Annotated in this window: 13 protein-coding genes; 11 read left to right on the top strand and 2 right to left on the bottom strand. The window is 46.9% G+C overall.

Annotated elements, in window-relative coordinates; all coding sequences use genetic code 11:
• Positions 1-65 precede the first annotated feature (65 nt).
• From AB4493_RS01750 to AB4493_RS01735, 4 genes are all read left to right on the top strand, one after another.
• Positions 66-332: a DUF4212 domain-containing protein gene (locus AB4493_RS01750; protein WP_010435433.1), complete on the top strand. Its 267-nt coding sequence runs from the start codon at positions 66-68 to the stop codon at positions 330-332.
• Positions 333-342: 10 nt separating this feature from the next.
• Positions 343-2046 carry a sodium:solute symporter family protein gene (locus AB4493_RS01745; RefSeq protein ID WP_017062715.1) on the top strand — a complete coding sequence of 568 codons (1704 nt, stop codon included), beginning with the start codon at positions 343-345 and terminating at the stop codon, positions 2044-2046.
• Between the two features lie 200 nt (positions 2047-2246).
• Positions 2247-2633 (top strand): hypothetical protein, encoded by a 387-nt coding sequence (locus AB4493_RS01740; protein ID WP_372154426.1) that lies wholly within the window; start codon positions 2247-2249, stop codon positions 2631-2633.
• 12 nt (positions 2634-2645) lie between these two features.
• Positions 2646-4031 (top strand): class II fumarate hydratase, encoded by a 1386-nt coding sequence (locus AB4493_RS01735; RefSeq protein ID WP_372154425.1) that lies wholly within the window; start codon positions 2646-2648, stop codon positions 4029-4031.
• A gap of 117 nt (positions 4032-4148) precedes the next feature.
• Here AB4493_RS01735 and AB4493_RS01730 read toward each other — a convergent pair whose 3' ends face one another.
• Complete coding sequence (locus tag AB4493_RS01730; protein ID WP_372132782.1) at positions 4149-7580, bottom strand: PAS-domain containing protein; 3432 nt, start codon at positions 7578-7580, stop codon at positions 4149-4151.
• A gap of 118 nt (positions 7581-7698) precedes the next feature.
• Complete coding sequence (locus tag AB4493_RS01725; protein ID WP_017062710.1) at positions 7699-8895, bottom strand: 3-phenylpropionate MFS transporter; 1197 nt, start codon at positions 8893-8895, stop codon at positions 7699-7701.
• 232 nt (positions 8896-9127) lie between these two features.
• Between AB4493_RS01725 and AB4493_RS01720 the strand changes: the two genes are divergently transcribed.
• From AB4493_RS01720 to prmA, 7 genes are all read left to right on the top strand, one after another.
• The gene (locus AB4493_RS01720; protein WP_017071170.1) at positions 9128-10960 is read left to right on the top strand and encodes a DUF294 nucleotidyltransferase-like domain-containing protein; all 1833 of its coding nucleotides are present in this window, start codon (positions 9128-9130) and stop codon (positions 10958-10960) included.
• A 10-nt stretch (positions 10961-10970) separates the two neighbouring features.
• A complete protein-coding gene (locus tag AB4493_RS01715) occupies positions 10971-11603 on the top strand; it encodes a 3'-5' exonuclease (RefSeq protein ID WP_017062708.1) in 633 nt (210 codons plus the stop codon).
• A 218-nt stretch (positions 11604-11821) separates the two neighbouring features.
• Positions 11822-13771, top strand: coding sequence for an acetate--CoA ligase (acs, locus tag AB4493_RS01710; RefSeq protein ID WP_009844693.1), 1950 nt, complete (start codon positions 11822-11824; stop codon positions 13769-13771).
• Positions 13772-14094: 323 nt separating this feature from the next.
• The gene (aroQ, locus tag AB4493_RS01705; protein ID WP_010435475.1) at positions 14095-14544 is read left to right on the top strand and encodes a type II 3-dehydroquinate dehydratase; all 450 of its coding nucleotides are present in this window, start codon (positions 14095-14097) and stop codon (positions 14542-14544) included.
• A 74-nt stretch (positions 14545-14618) separates the two neighbouring features.
• Positions 14619-15071 (top strand): acetyl-CoA carboxylase biotin carboxyl carrier protein, encoded by a 453-nt coding sequence (gene accB, locus AB4493_RS01700; protein ID WP_017062707.1) that lies wholly within the window; start codon positions 14619-14621, stop codon positions 15069-15071.
• A gap of 15 nt (positions 15072-15086) precedes the next feature.
• Complete coding sequence (gene accC / locus AB4493_RS01695) at positions 15087-16430, top strand: acetyl-CoA carboxylase biotin carboxylase subunit (RefSeq protein ID WP_017062706.1); 1344 nt, start codon at positions 15087-15089, stop codon at positions 16428-16430.
• Positions 16431-16600: 170 nt separating this feature from the next.
• Positions 16601-17488, top strand: coding sequence for a 50S ribosomal protein L11 methyltransferase (prmA, locus tag AB4493_RS01690; protein ID WP_017055901.1), 888 nt, complete (start codon positions 16601-16603; stop codon positions 17486-17488).
• Positions 17489-17495: the final 7 nt, after the last annotated feature.

Genomic DNA, 17495 nt, shown 5'->3' with positions numbered 1-17495 from the left:
CACGCTATTTTACAAAACGGTTTCACAAAAACAGTTTCTACGAAAACGGAATAAAGGAGAAGGCAATGGCGTTCGAATCTACGGAACATGCTCAAGCCTACTGGAAGGAAAACTTGGGAATTATGGGAACACTGCTCGCGGTCTGGTTTGCGGTGTCTTACGGCGCTGGCATCTTATTTGTGGATGCCCTCAATACCGTTCAGTTTGGCGGGTTCAAGCTAGGATTTTGGTTCGCTCAACAAGGTTCGATATACACCTTCGTGGCGCTGATATTTATTTACGTTGTCCGCATGAATGCGCTCGACAAAAAATACAACGTACAGGAAGACTAGAGGCTAGAACATGGATATTCAAACTTGGACGTTTATTCTCGTCGGTATTACTTTCGCGGTATATATCGGCATCGCAATCTGGGCTCGTGCAGGGTCTACTAGTGAGTTCTACGTTGCTGGCGGTGGTGTACACCCAGTAGCAAACGGCATGGCGACCGCCGCTGACTGGATGTCGGCAGCATCATTCATCTCAATGGCAGGTATCATCTCATTCGTTGGTTACGACGGTGCGGTTTACCTAATGGGTTGGACAGGTGGTTATGTACTACTTGCGCTATGTTTAGCACCTTACCTACGTAAGTTCGGTCAGTTTACGGTTCCTGATTTCATCGGTGAGCGTTACTACTCGAAAACGGCACGTATGGTAGCGGTATTCTGTGCAATCTTCGTATCGTTTACGTACGTTGCAGGCCAGATGCGTGGTGTGGGCGTTGTATTCTCTCGTTTCCTAGAAGTTGATATTAACCTAGGCATCATCATTGGTATGGGTATTGTGTTCTTCTACGCAGTACTAGGTGGCATGAAAGGCATCACTTATACGCAGGTAGCTCAATTCTGTGTCCTCATTTTCGCCTTCCTTGTTCCAGCAATCTTTACCTCAATCATGATGACAGGTAACCCACTTCCACAAGTTGGTATGGGCTCTACGCTATCAGGCACAGATGTTTACCTTCTTGATAAACTGGATGGACTGACCGAAGAACTCGGATTTACCGCCTATACCGAAGGTAACAAGAGCATGGTAGATGTATTCTTCATCTGTGCGGCTCTAATGGTCGGTACTGCGGGTCTTCCACACGTAATCATTCGTTTCTTCACGGTACCAAAAGTACGTGATGCTCGTATCTCAGCGGGTTGGGCACTACTGTTCATCTCATTGCTATACACAACAGCACCAGGCGTTGCAGCATTCGCTCGTGTAAACATGATCGAAACAATCAACGGCCCTGACATGCAAGGTGTCGCTGCAGCGGACGCACCAAGCTGGTATAAAAACTGGGAAAGCACTGGCCTAGTAGGTTGGGAAGATAAGAACGGCGATGGCAAAATGTTCTACTCGGGCGATGAGCGCAACGAGATGAAGATTAACCGTGACATCATCGTACTGGCTTCTCCAGAGCTAGCGAAACTACCAAACTGGGTTGTAGCACTGCTTGCAGCCGGTGGCCTAGCAGCCGCACTATCAACAGCCGCGGGTCTACTATTGGTCATCTCAACGTCGATTTCACATGACTTGTTGAAGAAAGGCTTCAGACCAAACATGACCGACAAGCAGGAGCTGTTAGCCGCTCGTCTGGCAGCCATGGTCGCGATTGTCGGTGCCGGTTACTTAGGTATTAACCCACCAGGCTTTGTAGCACAGGTAGTAGCGTTTGCCTTCGGCTTAGCCGCAGCATCCTTCTTCCCAGCGATTATCCTAGGTATCTTCTACAAGAAGATGAACAAGGAAGGCGCAATTGCAGGTATGTTGTCAGGTATTGCCTTCACAGCAAGCTACATCATCTACTTCAAGTTCATTAACCCAGCAGCAAGCACACCTGAAAACTGGTGGTTTGGTATCAGCCCAGAAGGCATCGGTACGCTAGGTATGTGTCTAAACTTCGTAGTATCGATTGCTGTAAACAAAGTAACTGCTGAAGTACCACAAGATGTACAAGATATGGTTGAGAACATCCGTTACCCGAAAGGTGCAGGTGAAGCTCACGACCACTAAGCACGACCATTAAACAAAGATGTTTAGCAAAAAATGAATCAGCACTTACATTGTAGGGATTAGGTACTGACTCCAGAAAGCCGATACTTCGTGTATCGGCTTTTTCTTTTTCTGCTCACTTTATAAAAAGATAAACAAAGGGTTGTTTTTAAAATTTTATTTGATAATAATTATCATTAACATCCAATAAAGAGATGCAGATGATGATGAAAGAGCAGCAGGTTCTCTATTCGAGATTTTACAAAGCACAGGATCGCTTTGCTTCATTAGAACAAGCTCAAGGCCATGAGCCGTTTGTAATTCGAGAGTATATCGAGTGTGCACTGACGCTTTCGGCTTACTATGAAAAGCATGCCGCTCAAGAAAACATCTTGTTGTGCGAGCTGTATCTACGCCAAGTTTTCTTTCATTTGATTGAAGCGATTGAGTCTTCTCAGCGCAGTTTCGCCTTTCGTCATATCTGCCTAGACTCTATTCACTCACCACTATTTTATTTGAAGCGCCACTACTGCCAGCAACCTCAAGGCCAAGCGCGTTTTTTGAATCTCAGCCAAACACTACAACAAGTCCAAGCCCCACTTGGCTAACAAGGATAGAACATGACCCTACAATTTCGGATTGAAAAAGACAGCATGGGCGAAGTGAAAGTCCCTGCCGATGCGCTATACCAAGCACAAACTCAGCGTGCAGCGGATAACTTCGCGTTTAGCTCTCACAAGATGCCGACCAGTTTTATTCAAGCACTGGCGTTAATTAAACAGGCAGCGGCAGATACCAATGCTCAGTTAGGTCTACTGGAAGGTGATATTGCCAACGCGATAGCCGAAGCCAGCCAAGAGATCATTGAGGGTAAACACCTCGATCAATTCCCTATCGATGTCTACCAAACCGGTTCAGGTACCAGTTCCAACATGAATGCCAATGAAGTGATTGCTACGCTTGCCTCAAGAAGCTTGCAAGGCGACGTGAACCCCAATGATCACGTCAACATGGGCCAAAGCAGTAACGATGTGGTGCCAACCGCAATTCAAGTGAGCGTTGCTTTGATGGCTGAAAATAAGCTATTACCTGCATTAACTCACCTTTCTGAAGCACTCACCATCAAACAACAGGAACTTGCGGAGCTCGTGAAGACCGGCCGCACTCATCTAATGGATGCGATGCCAATGACCTTTGCTCAAGAGCTAGGTGGTTGGAAATTTCAGATAGAACACGCTAAGCAAGCAATAGAGAACACCCTGCCCGCTATCAAGGCTTTAGCACAAGGTGGTACTGCGGTTGGAACAGGGATCAATGCTGACCCACGCTTTGCCGATAAGTTTGCGAGTAACCTGTCTCAATCGACAAAGATCAGTTTTAGCTCGAGTGAAAACTTCTTTTTTAGCCTCAGCAGTCAAGACGCGATCGTTGCGCTGTCAGGTCAGCTCAAAACGGCAGCAGTTGCGATCATGAAGATCTCAAACGATCTTCGCTGGATGAACTCTGGGCCGTTGGCTGGCTTAGGGGAAATTGAATTACAAGCTCTACAACCAGGCTCATCGATCATGCCTGGCAAGGTAAATCCTGTGATTCCAGAAGCTGCAGCTATGGCGGCGGCGCAAGTCATTGGCAACGACACCACCATTACCGTAGCCGGACAATCAGGTAACTTCCAACTTAATGTGATGCTGCCAGTAATTGCTCATAACGTGTTGGAAAGTATTGAGTTATTGGCAAACAGCTCAGTCGCTTTAGCGGACAAAGCCATCGCGACCTTCACGGTACGCCAAGACAATCTCGATTTGGCACTGTCAAAGAACCCAATCCTAGTGACCGCACTTAACCCTGTGATTGGCTACTTGAAGGCGGCTGATATTGCCAAGAAAGCTTACAAAGAAGGCTTACCAATTCTGGATGTCGCAGAAAGAGAAACCGATCTTAGCCGAGAAGAGCTCAGTAAACTGCTTGATCCAACCACACTGACACAAGGTGGCATTGCTGGTTAGTTATTGAATTAACAAGCGAATCGGCGTTCGCAAAAAAAACAGAGACAAAAAAGGCCTCATCTGAGGCCTTTTCACTATCCGCTCACGAACGTACTAATCCGAGCCTGTTAACCCAAACTAGCTCACTCGATTCAAGACCGCTCTTAACTTAAGTGGCTTCACTGGCTTGGCAATAAAGCGAAAGCTGTTGGCCTTTATCGCTGCCAACATGTCATCGGTTCTATCGGCACTAATGATGACCCCTTCAAAAGAGTCTCCGAGGCGCAAGCGACACTGCTGCAGGACTTCGAGACCCGTTCTGCCATTATCTAAACGGTAATCAGAGAAAATCACATCAGGTAGCCAACCCTCATCTAGGCACTGCAAGCTTTCGACCAAATCAACCGCCGTCTTAACCTCACAGCCCCAACGTCCGATCAGGTTTTCCATACCGACTAAGATTTCTCGTTCATTATCGACACACAATATCTTGAGATGTTCGATGTCGCTGGTCGCCATTGGCGTCGAAGCTTGCACAACTGGAGCCACTTTTTCCGCTCTAGCTAAGGTGATGGAAAAGACACTGCCTTGCCCCGGCCATGAGCGCATCGAAATTTGATGGCCAAGCACATGAGCAATACCTTTCGAGATAGCCAGCCCTAACCCCAATCCTTGATCGGCTCGTACTTGGCTGCCACGAGTAAACTCTTCAAAGATTTCTTGTTGCTTGTCTTCATCGATACCGGTTCCATTATCCCACACATCAATTCGAACCTGTCCATTCACTCTTCTCGCACCCAGTACCACTTTCCCTTCCGGGTTATAGCGGAACGCATTGGTCAAAAAGTTCTGAATCACACGCCTCAACAGCTTAGGGTCTGAATGAATGAACAATGACGACGGAATCATCTTAAACTCAATTTTCTGTTGTCTCGCTAGAGCGCTAAATTCCGCGTTCAAATTGGTTAATACGTCATGCACGGCAATCGCGTGAATGTTGGTTTCTAACTTTCCGGACTCCAATCGAGAGATATCCAGCAAGTCACCAATCAAATCTTCTGCGGCGCCAAGTGCACTCTCGATGTGAGATGACAATTGCTTCACCTCTTGCTCTTTTGCCACCTCAGACAGTGACGAAGCAAATAGACGTGCGGCATTGAGCGGCTGCATCAAATCGTGGCTTACCGCGGCTAGAAAACGACTCTTAGATTGTGATTCTTGATCCGAAATCTGCGTGGCTTTTACCAAGCGATGGTTCAGTTTTTCGAGTTCTTGAGTTCGCTCATGCACTCTCGATTCCAAACTTTCGTTGGCATCTTTTAGCGCTTGCTCTGCTTGTCGGAATACCGTGATGTCGGTAAAGCTCATCACAAAGCCACCACTTGGCATCGGGTTACCTTGCACTTCAATCACTCGACCATCAGGACGAATACGAGAAGAGGTGTGTCGTGTTCCTTGCTCAAGGTGATAAACACGACGGCGAACGTGATCTTCTGGGTCACCCGGGCCACACAAACCTTGTTCAGCATTATGACGAATCACATCTGAAATGGGTCGCCCAACCTGAATCAAGCCAGCAGGGAACTCAAACAACTCTAGGTAACGCTGATTCCATGCCACCAGCCTCATTTGTTTGTCGATTACTGCGATGCCTTGGCCAATATGTTCAATCGCTCCTTGCAGTAAACCACGGCTGAAATCGTACAGTTCCGAAGCTTCATCCACGATGGTCGCGACTTCTTCAAGCTGCATGTTTCTTCCCTGTAAAGCGGAAGTAAGTACTAACTTAGCAGACGAAGCACCGAATACTCCGGCGAGCACGCGCTCTGCGTGTCGAATCAGACTTGCAGGCGCTTGTTGATTAGGAAGCAGCGGCTGACCGTGTTGTTGCCAATAGCTGTGTAAGGCACTTTTGGCACGCTTACGGCCTACAAAACGCGACGCCAGCATCTCTAATTCAGCGACCGTCACTCGGTTCTGGTAAAGGCTGATATTCTCGTTTTCAGGCAGCGGCGTGCCAACAAATGCTGCTGATTGTAAGCGCTCACTTAGGCTTGGGCGAGTCGTCATCGAAACCACGGCATAGCACAAGGTATTAAGTACAATACTCAGCACAATGCCCCAGTTTGAACTGCTGATATTCCAGCTACTGAGCAGTTCTGGCGGCGTGATAATCCACAGTAAAAGGTTACTGTCACTGTCGCCAGCCAACATGCTGGTTTGGCTCATCAAGGTAATCAGCCAAATCAACGAGCCCACCATTAAGCCGACATACACGCCCTTGCGGTTACCCGGGCGCCAGTACAAACCACCAATAAGTGCTGGCGCGAATTGAGCAATCGCAGCAAAGGAAAGAAAGCCAATCGCTGACAGTGAATGGATGGTATCGAGCGCCTGATAAAACAGCCAAGCACCCAGTAACAGCAGTAAAATTAGCCCGCGGCGAATCACCAATAGCAGGCCAGAAAAGTGTCGATGGGTTCTTTGAGTTAGGCGCATACGGCGCAGTAACAATGGCATCACTAAATCATTCGACACCATGATCGCCAAGGCGATGGTCGACACTATCACCATGCCACTTGCCGCAGACGTACCACCAAGGAAAGCCAGCAAGGCAATGTGATTAGCGCCTTCTGACATTGGCACACTGATCACATAGGTATCCGCTGGCATACCAGTAAGTAGTCCTTGTCCTGCCCAAGCAATTGGCAGCACGAACAGTCCCATCAAAATCAGGTAAAGCGGAAACAACCAACGAGCGGTATGCAGGTCTTGAGGACGTTCGTTCTCTACCACCATGGTATGGAACTGGCGTGGCAGACAGACAATCGCCAACATGGTTAAAACGGTATGAATAATTAAGGTCGGAATATTGGGTGATTCGTAGGTGGAAGCCGCCACATCAAGCAAGTCGATCTTGTCGCTGCTCATCGCCAGATACATGATGAATAGGCCAACGATCAGGAATGCCGCGAGCTTAACGATGGATTCAAACGCCACCGCCATCATCATGCCACGGTGATGCTCTGTGTTATCAATGTGTCTTGTACCAAACAGCATGGTGAAAATAGCCAAAGCACCGACCACAAACCAAGACACATGATAGTCCTGATAACCGAAGTCAGCCGCTAGGTTGGGTGCAACAATATCCAACCCCATGGTAATACCACGCAGTTGCAGAGCAATATAAGGAAGGATACCAACCACGGCGATAACCGTCACCGCCACAGCTAAGCCCTGAGATTTCCCGTAACGAGCCGCGATAAAGTCGGCAATGGAGGTGATGTGCTCCCGCTTCGCAATCAGGATCAGCCGCGCCAAGATCCGCCAGCCTAGTGTAAAGACTAGAATCGGGGCGAGGTAAATGGGTAAAAAAGACCAAGGGTTATTGCTCGCCTGCCCGACAGTTCCATAGAAGGTCCAAGAGGTACAATACACGGCAATCGAAAGGCTATAGATCCACGGGCGCCAACGCGATAGCCAACGAACCTGCCTGTCTCCATACCAAGCGATCAGAAATAACACGCCCAAGTAGGCTAAAGAGACTGGAATTACTATCCATCCTTGCATTGAAAACCCTTTTTTCATCCATAAAAAAACCTCTCCATAAGGGAGAGGTTTCATTTAACTAAGGATGGGTGATTAACTCAATCGCATCGCTTAAATTCTGTGCTTTAGACTCTAATTATCAGCATTTGCTGTGAGATTCTGACTGTTCCGAATCTGATTGATTAATCTCAACCACTGAACTTCTTTCATCCAACTTAATGAACAGAGCAAGTGCACCCATAGCAGCCATACCCCAGAAGATATTTGCACCCCAAAGCTCATAACCCCAACCACTTAAGGTGGTCATCAGTGCAATAAAGGCACCTAATGGAATCGCGTTATACAGGGCTTGTAGCGCAACCATCTTGTTTTGTTCTTCAGATTGGATGTATTGAATCGCGGCGATGTGTGCCATGGCAAAGGTCACACCGTGCAGCAACTGCACCATCACCAGTGCAAAAATCGCCGTGGTTGATGCGGTTATACCCCAACGCGCCATCACCCCAATAGCCGCGACGACAAACAAAGTACGCAGTGACCAGCCTGAGAATAATCGCTTACTCAGAGCAAATACGGCCACTTCAGCAACAACACCTAAACTCCACAAATAACCGATGATAGCTTCTGAGTGACCCGCTTCTTTCCAATAAATCGCACTAAAACTGTAGTAAGCCGCATGACTACCTTGCAGCAGCGCCATCAAGGCTAAAAACTTTACCACTGACGACTCACGCAGCAGTTCACCTAGTTTTGGTCGCGCCGCTTGTTGCTCAGATTGTGTTACTGGCATCACATTGGGGTTTCTCATCGCAAGAATCAATGACAGCAACACACCGGCAAGCGCAGTATACAAAATCATGTCAGTGCCGAATTGTGCCACCAAATAGCCAACAACCGTTGAACCTGCGATAAAGGCAATTGATCCCCAAAGACGAGTTCGGCCGTAGTCGAGCATTTTCAAACGACTGTAATGGTTAGCCATCGCATCAGAAAGAGGAATGATCGGCCCACAACAGAGGTTAAACAGTACCGTTGCCAACAACATCAGTATAAAGCTGCCACCGGTGAAGAAGTGGAAACCGACAAACAGCAGCGCAGCGAAACTCAAACAGCGTAGCGCTGGCATCAAGTGTTCCACTTTATGGATACGCGGCGTAATCACTAAGTTGGCCACACAACGAGTTGCAAAGCCGATACCAATCAATACGCCAATATCACCAGCAGACACGCCTTGGTCTTCAAACCACAACGCCCAAAATGGCAAATACACGCCATACGCAAAAAAGAAACCAAGAAAATACTGAGAGATCCAGCCATAGGGTGAAGGGCTAAACATAAATGACCTATAAAGTGTGCGGAAAAAGGCAGCACCAATTATGCCTATCTCGCATACGATGAAAAAGGGAATTATTACTGGGATAGTATTCCCATATTCAATGGGTCTGGATATCGCATTTCAACAAGAGATTTCACGCTCATCAATACTCATACTCGCATTTAGACTAAAGTCGTCTGGAGCTTCGCTGGTATTTTGTCAGACTGATTAAAGACTCCCATTTCTTCTTGTGATGCTTATGCCTGACAAATTTAATATGCAGCACCCGCCCTTCGATAGCCTGTCCGACGCCGAACAGTTGAAGCTTCGCTCTTCATTAGACGTGGTGTATTACCGCTCTCAAGAAGTGATACTGGAAGCTGAAAGGCCGAGCCGACACCTGCATATTTTGATCAAAGGAGCTGTTGAAGAGCGCGCGAGCAGTGATGGTGAGATTTACGCACACTATGCCAATGACGATATTTTTGATGTCCGCAGCCAGTTTGAACCCCACACCAAACACCAATATATCGCACTCGAAGATACATTAAGTTATCTGCTGCCCACCGATATTTTTCTTGAGCTTTACCACGCCAATGGCCAATTCGCTGCCTACTTTGATAGCAACCTATCAACACGAAAAGCTTTGATAGAAGCCGCCCAGCAGCAACAGAATCTTGCCGAGTTTATATTAACCAAAGTGGATGACTCTATCTATCACCCACCACTGATACTTGAACCAAACCAACCGATCAACCAAGTCACTCAAACCCTTAAAGAACAAGGGTTAGACTCGGCCCTAGTCCATTTGGAACATAATGATCCAAAAGCTTTTGGATCATCATGTTCCTTGCCGTATGGAATCGTCACTCGAACCAATTTATTGCATGCTGTGATGCTCGATAATTTCACACTGGATGCGCCTGTCGGTGAGATCGCAACGTTTCCGGTGATGCACGTGAACCAAGGCGATTTCTTATTTAACGCCATGATTACCATGACCAGAAATCGAGTAAAAAGGTTGATGGTTTGTGATGGTAAAAATGCGGTCGGCATGGTGGATATGACACAGATTCTCAGTGCATTCTCCACACACTCCCACGTTCTTACTTTGCGTATTGCGCGCGCCACCAGCGTTGAAGAATTGGCAATGGCATCCAACAAACAACGTCAACTGGTCGAGAGCTTGCTCAGTAATGGGATTCGCACACGCTTTATCATGGAGCTGATTTCTGCGGTCAACGAACAGATCATAGAGAAGGCTTTTGAGTTGGTGATCCCACCTGCACTGCATAATCATTGCTGCCTAATCGTGTTGGGTTCTGAGGGGCGTGGAGAGCAAATTCTCAAAACCGATCAAGACAACGCTCTGATTATTCAAGATGGTTTGGAATGGCATCAATGCCAAAGTGCCATGAACGACCTCACCCATACCCTTCAACAATTGGGTTACCCACTGTGCCCGGGCAACGTAATGGTCAACAATCCGAAATGGGTGCATTCAGAACAAGAGTGGAAACAAACCCTCACCCATTGGGTAAAAAAAGCCACGCCAGACACCGTGATGGATATCGCGATCATGGCAGATGCACACGCAGTAGCGGGGAATAGAGAGTTATTAAAACCTGTAAAGCAGCACCTCAGTGATTTAATGCTCGGACAAGAATTGATTCTGACGGAGTTCTGCCGCCCGGCGCTGAACTTCTCAGTTCCCCTGACCCTGTTTGGTAATGTGAAGCAATCTAAGTCCGGACTCGATATCAAACAAGGCGGTATTTTCCCTATCGTGCATGGTGTGAGAGCGCTTTGCCTAGAACATGGTGTCACGGTCAACAACACCTTCGAACGCATTGAGCAGCTGGTCAGCAAGAAAGTATTAGAGCAAAGTACTGCCGATAATCTCAGTGAAGCACTCAAGCAATTCTTTAAGTGGCGCTTAGCCCAAAGGCTTTCTCAGCAGCACAGCAGCAACAAGATTAACGTCAAACTGATGGAACGAGCAGACAGGGATCTGCTTCGTCATAGCCTGCACGTGGTGAAGAAATTCAAGCAATGGCTCGGCTACCACTATCAGATACGGGATTAGGCATTGAACGATGAATAGGTTGGTTCGCTATTACTGGCATCACAAGCTCAAAGGCTCCCTCTATCAGCCTCTGTTTACCGCGCCTATTGATCATGAATATGTATCGCTCGATTGTGAAACCACCAGCCTAGATCCCAATCAGGCAGAATTAGTTACCATTGCCGCGACCAAGATCATCGGTAACCGAATCATTACCAGCCAACCTTTTGAAGTCCGGTTGCGCGCCCCCCAATCGCTCGATTGCAATTCAATAAAAATCCACCGTATCCGTCATCAAGATCTAAAGCACGGCATCGAAGAAAAACAGGCTTTAATCGAGCTACTGAACTTCATTGGAAATCGTCCTTTAGTCGGCTATCACATCCGCTATGATAAAAAAATTCTCGACCGCGCCTGTTTAAAACAGCTTGGATTTCCACTGCCTAACCGATTAGTCGAAGTGAGCCAACTCTATCAAGACAAACTCGAAAGACAGCTGCCCAATGCCTATTTTGATCTCAGTATGGACGCCATCTGTCGCCAACTCGATTTACCTATCCCGGTCAATAAACATGATGCATTACAAGACGCTATCTCCGCTGCGCTGATCTTTGTGCGCCTGAAACATGGTGACCTTCCCCGTTTCAACTCTTCTTATTCTTAATTCAACCACTGGCGCTTCACATAGAGAGCAACATCTCAAAATTGAACTTAACTCGCTATTTTGTAAGTGAAAAGCAGCGTCTCATCCTAAAGTCTAATTGTGGAAATCGCCGTCCTAGCCGAGAGTGATAACACAAAGACGGTTCTGTAATAGACCTAGAAACTGAACACAAAGGAAGTTGCCAGTTCATTAGGAATGTAGGCACAAGGAGAGATGCAATGAGTGAAGCCCACGTTTATCCGGTAAAAGAAAATATTAAATCAACCACACACGCGGATAATGACACTTACCTAGCCATGTACCAGCAATCTGTTTCTGACCCTGAAGGCTTTTGGGGTGAACACGGAAAAATCGTTGATTGGATCAAACCTTTCACACAAGTAAAAAACACCTCTTTCGACCCTGGCCACATTGATATTCGCTGGTTTGAAGATGGCACGCTTAACGTTTCGGCTAACTGTATCGACCGCCACCTTGCTGAGCGCGGTGATGAAGTCGCTATCATCTGGGAAGGCGATGACCCGGCAGATGATAAAACTCTAACTTTTAATGAACTGCATAAAGAAGTGTGCCTGTTTTCGAATGCTCTAAAAGAGCAAGGCGTGCGCAAAGGTGATGTGGTTTGTTTATACATGCCAATGGTGCCAGAAGCGGCAGTAGCCATGCTGGCGTGTACCCGTATCGGTGCGGTTCACACAGTCGTATTTGGTGGTTTCTCACCAGAAGCACTGTCTGGTCGTATTATCGATTCAAATTCTAAAGTCGTTATCACTGCCGATGAAGGCGTGCGTGGCGGCCGTGCTGTTCCACTGAAAAAGAATGTCGATGAAGCACTGACGAACCCTGAAGTGAAAAACATCGAGAAGGTTGTTGTATTCAAACGCACTGGCGGTGATGTGGCATGGCACGAACATCGCGATGTGTGGTGGCACGATGCTATTGCTAATGTATCTGCAGATTGCCCACCAGAAGAGATGAACGCAGAAGATCCACTATTCATCCTTTATACGTCAGGCTCAACAGGTAAACCTAAAGGCGTTATGCACACCACAGGTGGCTACCTTGTTTATGCTGCGATGACCTTCAAATACGTATTCGATTACCAAGAAGGCGAGACTTTCTGGTGTACAGCCGATGTGGGTTGGATTACCGGTCACACATATCTTGTTTACGGACCGCTTGCTAATGGCGCAAAAACGATTCTGTTTGAAGGCGTGCCAAATTACCCGAACACCAGCCGCATGAGCGAAGTGGTCGATAAGCACCAAGTTAATATTCTTTATACGGCGCCAACGGCTATTCGTGCATTGATGGCGAAAGGCAATGAAGCCGTTGAAGGTACTTCTCGTGACAGCCTAAGAATCATGGGATCAGTGGGTGAACCTATCAACCCAGAGGCGTGGGAGTGGTACTACAAAACAATCGGTAATGAGCAATCTCCAATTGTTGATACATGGTGGCAAACAGAAACGGGCGGTATCTTGATTGCACCGCTACCAGGCGCAACAGACCTGAAACCGGGCTCTGCAACTCGTCCATTCTTCGGTGTGCAACCGGCACTGGTTGATAACATGGGTAACATCATTGAGGGTGCAACAGACGGCAACCTAGTGATTCTTGACTCTTGGCCAGGCCAAATGCGTACCGTTCATGGCGATCATGACCGCTTCGAACAGACTTACTTCTCGACCTTTAAAGGCATGTACTTCACCAGTGACGGCGCTCGTCGTGATGAAGACGGTTACTACTGGATTACGGGGCGTGTCGATGATGTACTTAACGTATCAGGTCACCGTATGGGTACTGCTGAGATTGAATCGGCTCTAGTCGCGTTCGATAAGATTGCAGAAGCCGCGATTGTGGGCATCCCTCATGATATTAAAGGCCAAGCGATTTACGCTTACATCACGCTGAATGATGGTGAGTTCCCAACCGCAGAGCTTCATAAAGAAGTAAAAGACTGGGTACGTAAAGAGATTGGCCCAATTGCAACGCCAGATGTACTGCACTGGACCGACTCTCTACCAAAAACTCGTTCGGGTAAAATAATGCGTCGTATCCTGCGTAAAATCGCGACTGGCGATACAGGTAACCTAGGTGATACCTCGACACTGGCCGACCCAAGTGTGGTTGATAAGCTGATTGCCGAGAAAGCAGAACTGGCATAAACAACCAGTCACAGCAGCTAATCACTGTTTAAAACCGCACTTTCTAAACCGTCACCTATGTGGCGGTTTTTTTTATGGCTGATCTTGATCTCAAATATCCCGCCCCAAATTAAGGCTAAGACGCTTTTTTGTTAAGTTGGTAACAATTCCAAGCTGTATCAATAGGAGATTAGACCAGTAAATTGCTGCGATTTGCGCTGAATTAGCTATAATCTGGTTCTAATTTTTAAATTTGGGTTTTTCTCACTGGAAATTAACCGCAAATTTTCAATAAAATGGCAACATTCACGTTCGTAAACACGATAAAGGAAGATAGCCCCACGATGTCTACAAAGTTTCGCATTCTAGTTTTAAATGGCCCAAACCTTAACCTGTTAGGCCTTAGAGAGCCCGCACACTACGGTTCTCAAACACTTGACCAGATTATTAGCTCACTGACCGAGCAAGCGAAAGCACACGATGTTGAGCTATCTCACTTACAGTCAAATCGTGAGTACGAACTGATTGAAGCTATCCATAGTGCTTATCAAAATGTTGATTTTATTATTATCAACCCAGCAGCCTTTACACATACCAGTGTGGCACTGCGTGATGCACTACTTGGCGTTGCCATACCATTTATTGAGGTTCATCTATCGAATGTTCACGCGCGTGAACCATTCCGTCACCACTCTTACCTATCTGATAAAGCAGAAGGTGTGATTTGTGGCTTAGGTGCCCAAGGTTATCAATTTGCTTTGACCGCTGCGCTCAGCAAGCTCAACTCAAAGTAAACATAAACAACGAACTATTACTAACCTACTCAGTCATAGAGTAAGTTCAATTAACAGATAAAGAGAAAGAAACAATGGATATTCGCAAAATCAAAAAGCTAATCGAATTGGTTGAAGAGTCTGGTATTTCTGAGCTAGAAATCTCTGAAGGTGAAGAGTCAGTACGAATCAGTCGTAACAGCACTGCACCTGTAGCACCTGTTCAATATGCAGCTGCTCCAGCACCTGTAGCGGCAGCAGCTCCTGCGGCGGCACCTGTAGCAGCAGAAGCAGCAGCTCCTGCAGTTCCAGCTGGTCACCAAGTTCTTTCTCCAATGGTTGGTACTTTCTACGGCGCTCCAAGCCCAGACGCAAAACCATTCGTTAAAGTTGGTCAATCTGTAACTGCTGGCGAAACGCTATGTATCGTTGAAGCAATGAAAATGATGAACCAAATCGAAGCTGATAAATCTGGTGTTGTAACAGCTATCCTAGTTGAAGACGGTCAACCAGTAGAATTCGACCAAGCTCTAGTAATTATCGAATAATAGAGAGCACTCATTATGTTAGATAAATTAGTAATCGCGAACCGTGGTGAGATTGCACTACGTATTCTGCGTGCATGTAAAGAGCTTGGCATTAAAACGGTAGCGGTTCACTCAACTGCTGACCGTGACCTTAAGCACGTACTGCTTGCAGACGAAACCATTTGTATCGGTCCAGCTCGTGGTATCGATAGCTACCTAAACATCCCTCGTATCATCAGCGCAGCTGAAGTTACAGGTGCAGTAGCTGTTCACCCTGGCTACGGCTTCCTATCTGAAAATGCAGACTTTGCAGAACAGGTAGAGCGCAGTGGCTTTATCTTCGTTGGCCCTAAAGCTGAAACCATTCGCATGATGGGTGACAAAGTGTCAGCTATCACGTCAATGAAGAAAGCTGGCGTACCTTGTGTACCAGGTTCTGACGGCCCTCTTGACGACGACGAAGCAAAAAACAAAGCGCACGCTAAACGCATTGGCTTCCCAGTTATCATCAAGGCATCTGGCGGCGGCGGCGGTCGTGGTATGCGTGTTGTTCGTTCTGAAGCAGAATTAACAGAAGCTATCGCGATGACTCGTGCTGAAGCAAAAGCATGTTTCAACAACGACATGGTTTACATGGAGAAATTCCTAGAAAACCCACGTCACATTGAAGTACAAGTGCTTGCAGATGGCCAAGGTAATGCTATCCACCTAGGTGAGCGTGACTGTTCAATGCAACGTCGTCACCAGAAAGTTGTGGAAGAAGCGCCAGCTCCAGGTATCACTGAAGAGATGCGTAAGTACATTGGCGAACGTTGTACTCGTGCATGTATTGAGATCGGTTACCGCGGTGCAGGTACATTTGAATTCCTATACGAGAACGGTGAATTCTACTTCATCGAAATGAACACTCGTATCCAGGTTGAACACACGATTACTGAAATGGTAACGGGTATCGACCTAGTGAAAGAACAGCTACGTATTGCAGCTGGTCAGCCTCTATCATTCACTCAGGATGACATTAAGCTGCGTGGCCACTCAATCGAATGTCGTATCAATGCTGAAGATCCAGTTCGTTTCCTACCTTCACCAGGTAAGATTGAACGTTTCCACGCACCAGGCGGCATGGGCGTACGTTGGGAATCTCACATCTACACGGGTTACACAGTGCCACCACACTACGATTCAATGATTGGTAAGCTGATCACTTACGGTGAGAACCGTGATGTTGCTATCGCTCGTATGAAGAACGCATTGGGTGAAATGATTGTTGAAGGTATTAACGTTAATACTGAGCTTCAACTGTCTATTATGAACGACGAAAACTTCCAACACGGTGGTGCAAACATCCACTACCTTGAGAAGAAACTTGGTTTGTCATAATCCGTTCGTTTAAGAACAGTCAAAATGCTCACTTCGGTGAGCATTTTTGTTTTTGAACCGCCGAAAAAATCAATCTTTAATCCCCATTATATTCCGTGGGGTTTTGGTGAATTTGCTCATATTTTCTGCTAGACTCGCCATCCAATTTTTCTCATATAGAAGATGCAGCCATGCCTTGGATTCAAATCAAGCTTAATGCTACCAATGAAAATGCCGAACAAATCGGCGACATGTTAATGGAAGAGACTGGTGCTCTTTCTGTAACTTTCCTGGATGCACAAGATACCCCTGTATTTGAGCCTCTGCCAGGCGAAACTCGCCTTTGGGGTGATACTGACATTCTCGCGCTTTATGACGCTGAGACTGATACTGGTGTCGTTCTAGCGCAGATTAAAGCAAGCAACATGTTCCCTGCAGACTTTGCTCATAAAGTAGAGCAAATTGAAGACAAGGATTGGGAGCGTGAATGGATGGACAACTTCCACCCAATGAAGTTTGGTGAGCGTTTATGGATCTGCCCTAGCTGGCGCGATATCCCTGAACCTGACGCTGTTAACGTAATGCTAGACCCTGGCCTTGCATTTGGTACAGGTACTCACCCGACAACGGCATTGTGTCTTGAGTGGCTTGAAGGCTTAGACCTTGCAGGCAAAACCGTGATCGACTTCGGTTGTGGCTCAGGCATCCTAGCGATCGCTGCGATCAAACTAGGCGCAGCAAAAGTTATCGGGATCGACATTGATCCTCAAGCTCTGCTTGCATCAAAAGACAACGCACAACGCAATGGCGTTGCTGAGCAACTAGAGGTGTTCTTGCCACAAGATCAACCGGAAGGTTTGCTAGCAGACGTTGTTGTTGCCAACATTCTTGCGGGTCCATTACGCGACCTTTCTGGCATCATCAAGGGCCTAGTTAAGCCAAATGGTGTACTTGCGATGTCGGGTGTTTTAGATACACAAGCAGAAGATGTTGCCACTTATTATCGTGATGAGCTTCACATTGATCCGATCATCGAACAACAAGAATGGTGTCGAATCTCAGGTCGCAAGCAAGGCTAGACAAGAC

The sequence above is a fragment of the Vibrio sp. 10N.222.55.A1 genome (assembly GCF_041473835.1).
In the GTDB taxonomy this organism is placed as follows: domain Bacteria; phylum Pseudomonadota; class Gammaproteobacteria; order Enterobacterales; family Vibrionaceae; genus Vibrio; species Vibrio crassostreae_C.
The sequence above is the reverse complement of the archived record's forward strand: the minus strand, read 5'-3'. Positions and strand labels throughout refer to the sequence as shown.

Coding starts and splice junctions, on each gene's coding strand:
- prmA (WP_017055901.1), top strand. CDS start 16,601: ATGCCTTGGATTCAAATCAAGCTTAATGCTACCAATGAAAATGCCGAA.
- AB4493_RS01740 (WP_372154426.1), top strand. CDS start 2,247: ATGATGATGAAAGAGCAGCAGGTTCTCTATTCGAGATTTTACAAAGCA.
- AB4493_RS01730 (WP_372132782.1), bottom strand. CDS start 7,580: ATGCAAGGATGGATAGTAATTCCAGTCTCTTTAGCCTACTTGGGCGTG.
- aroQ (WP_010435475.1), top strand. CDS start 14,095: ATGTCTACAAAGTTTCGCATTCTAGTTTTAAATGGCCCAAACCTTAAC.
- AB4493_RS01725 (WP_017062710.1), bottom strand. CDS start 8,895: ATGTTTAGCCCTTCACCCTATGGCTGGATCTCTCAGTATTTTCTTGGT.
- acs (WP_009844693.1), top strand. CDS start 11,822: ATGAGTGAAGCCCACGTTTATCCGGTAAAAGAAAATATTAAATCAACC.
- accB (WP_017062707.1), top strand. CDS start 14,619: ATGGATATTCGCAAAATCAAAAAGCTAATCGAATTGGTTGAAGAGTCT.
- AB4493_RS01750 (WP_010435433.1), top strand. CDS start 66: ATGGCGTTCGAATCTACGGAACATGCTCAAGCCTACTGGAAGGAAAAC.
- AB4493_RS01720 (WP_017071170.1), top strand. CDS start 9,128: ATGCTTATGCCTGACAAATTTAATATGCAGCACCCGCCCTTCGATAGC.
- AB4493_RS01715 (WP_017062708.1), top strand. CDS start 10,971: ATGAATAGGTTGGTTCGCTATTACTGGCATCACAAGCTCAAAGGCTCC.
- AB4493_RS01745 (WP_017062715.1), top strand. CDS start 343: ATGGATATTCAAACTTGGACGTTTATTCTCGTCGGTATTACTTTCGCG.
- AB4493_RS01735 (WP_372154425.1), top strand. CDS start 2,646: ATGACCCTACAATTTCGGATTGAAAAAGACAGCATGGGCGAAGTGAAA.
- accC (WP_017062706.1), top strand. CDS start 15,087: ATGTTAGATAAATTAGTAATCGCGAACCGTGGTGAGATTGCACTACGT.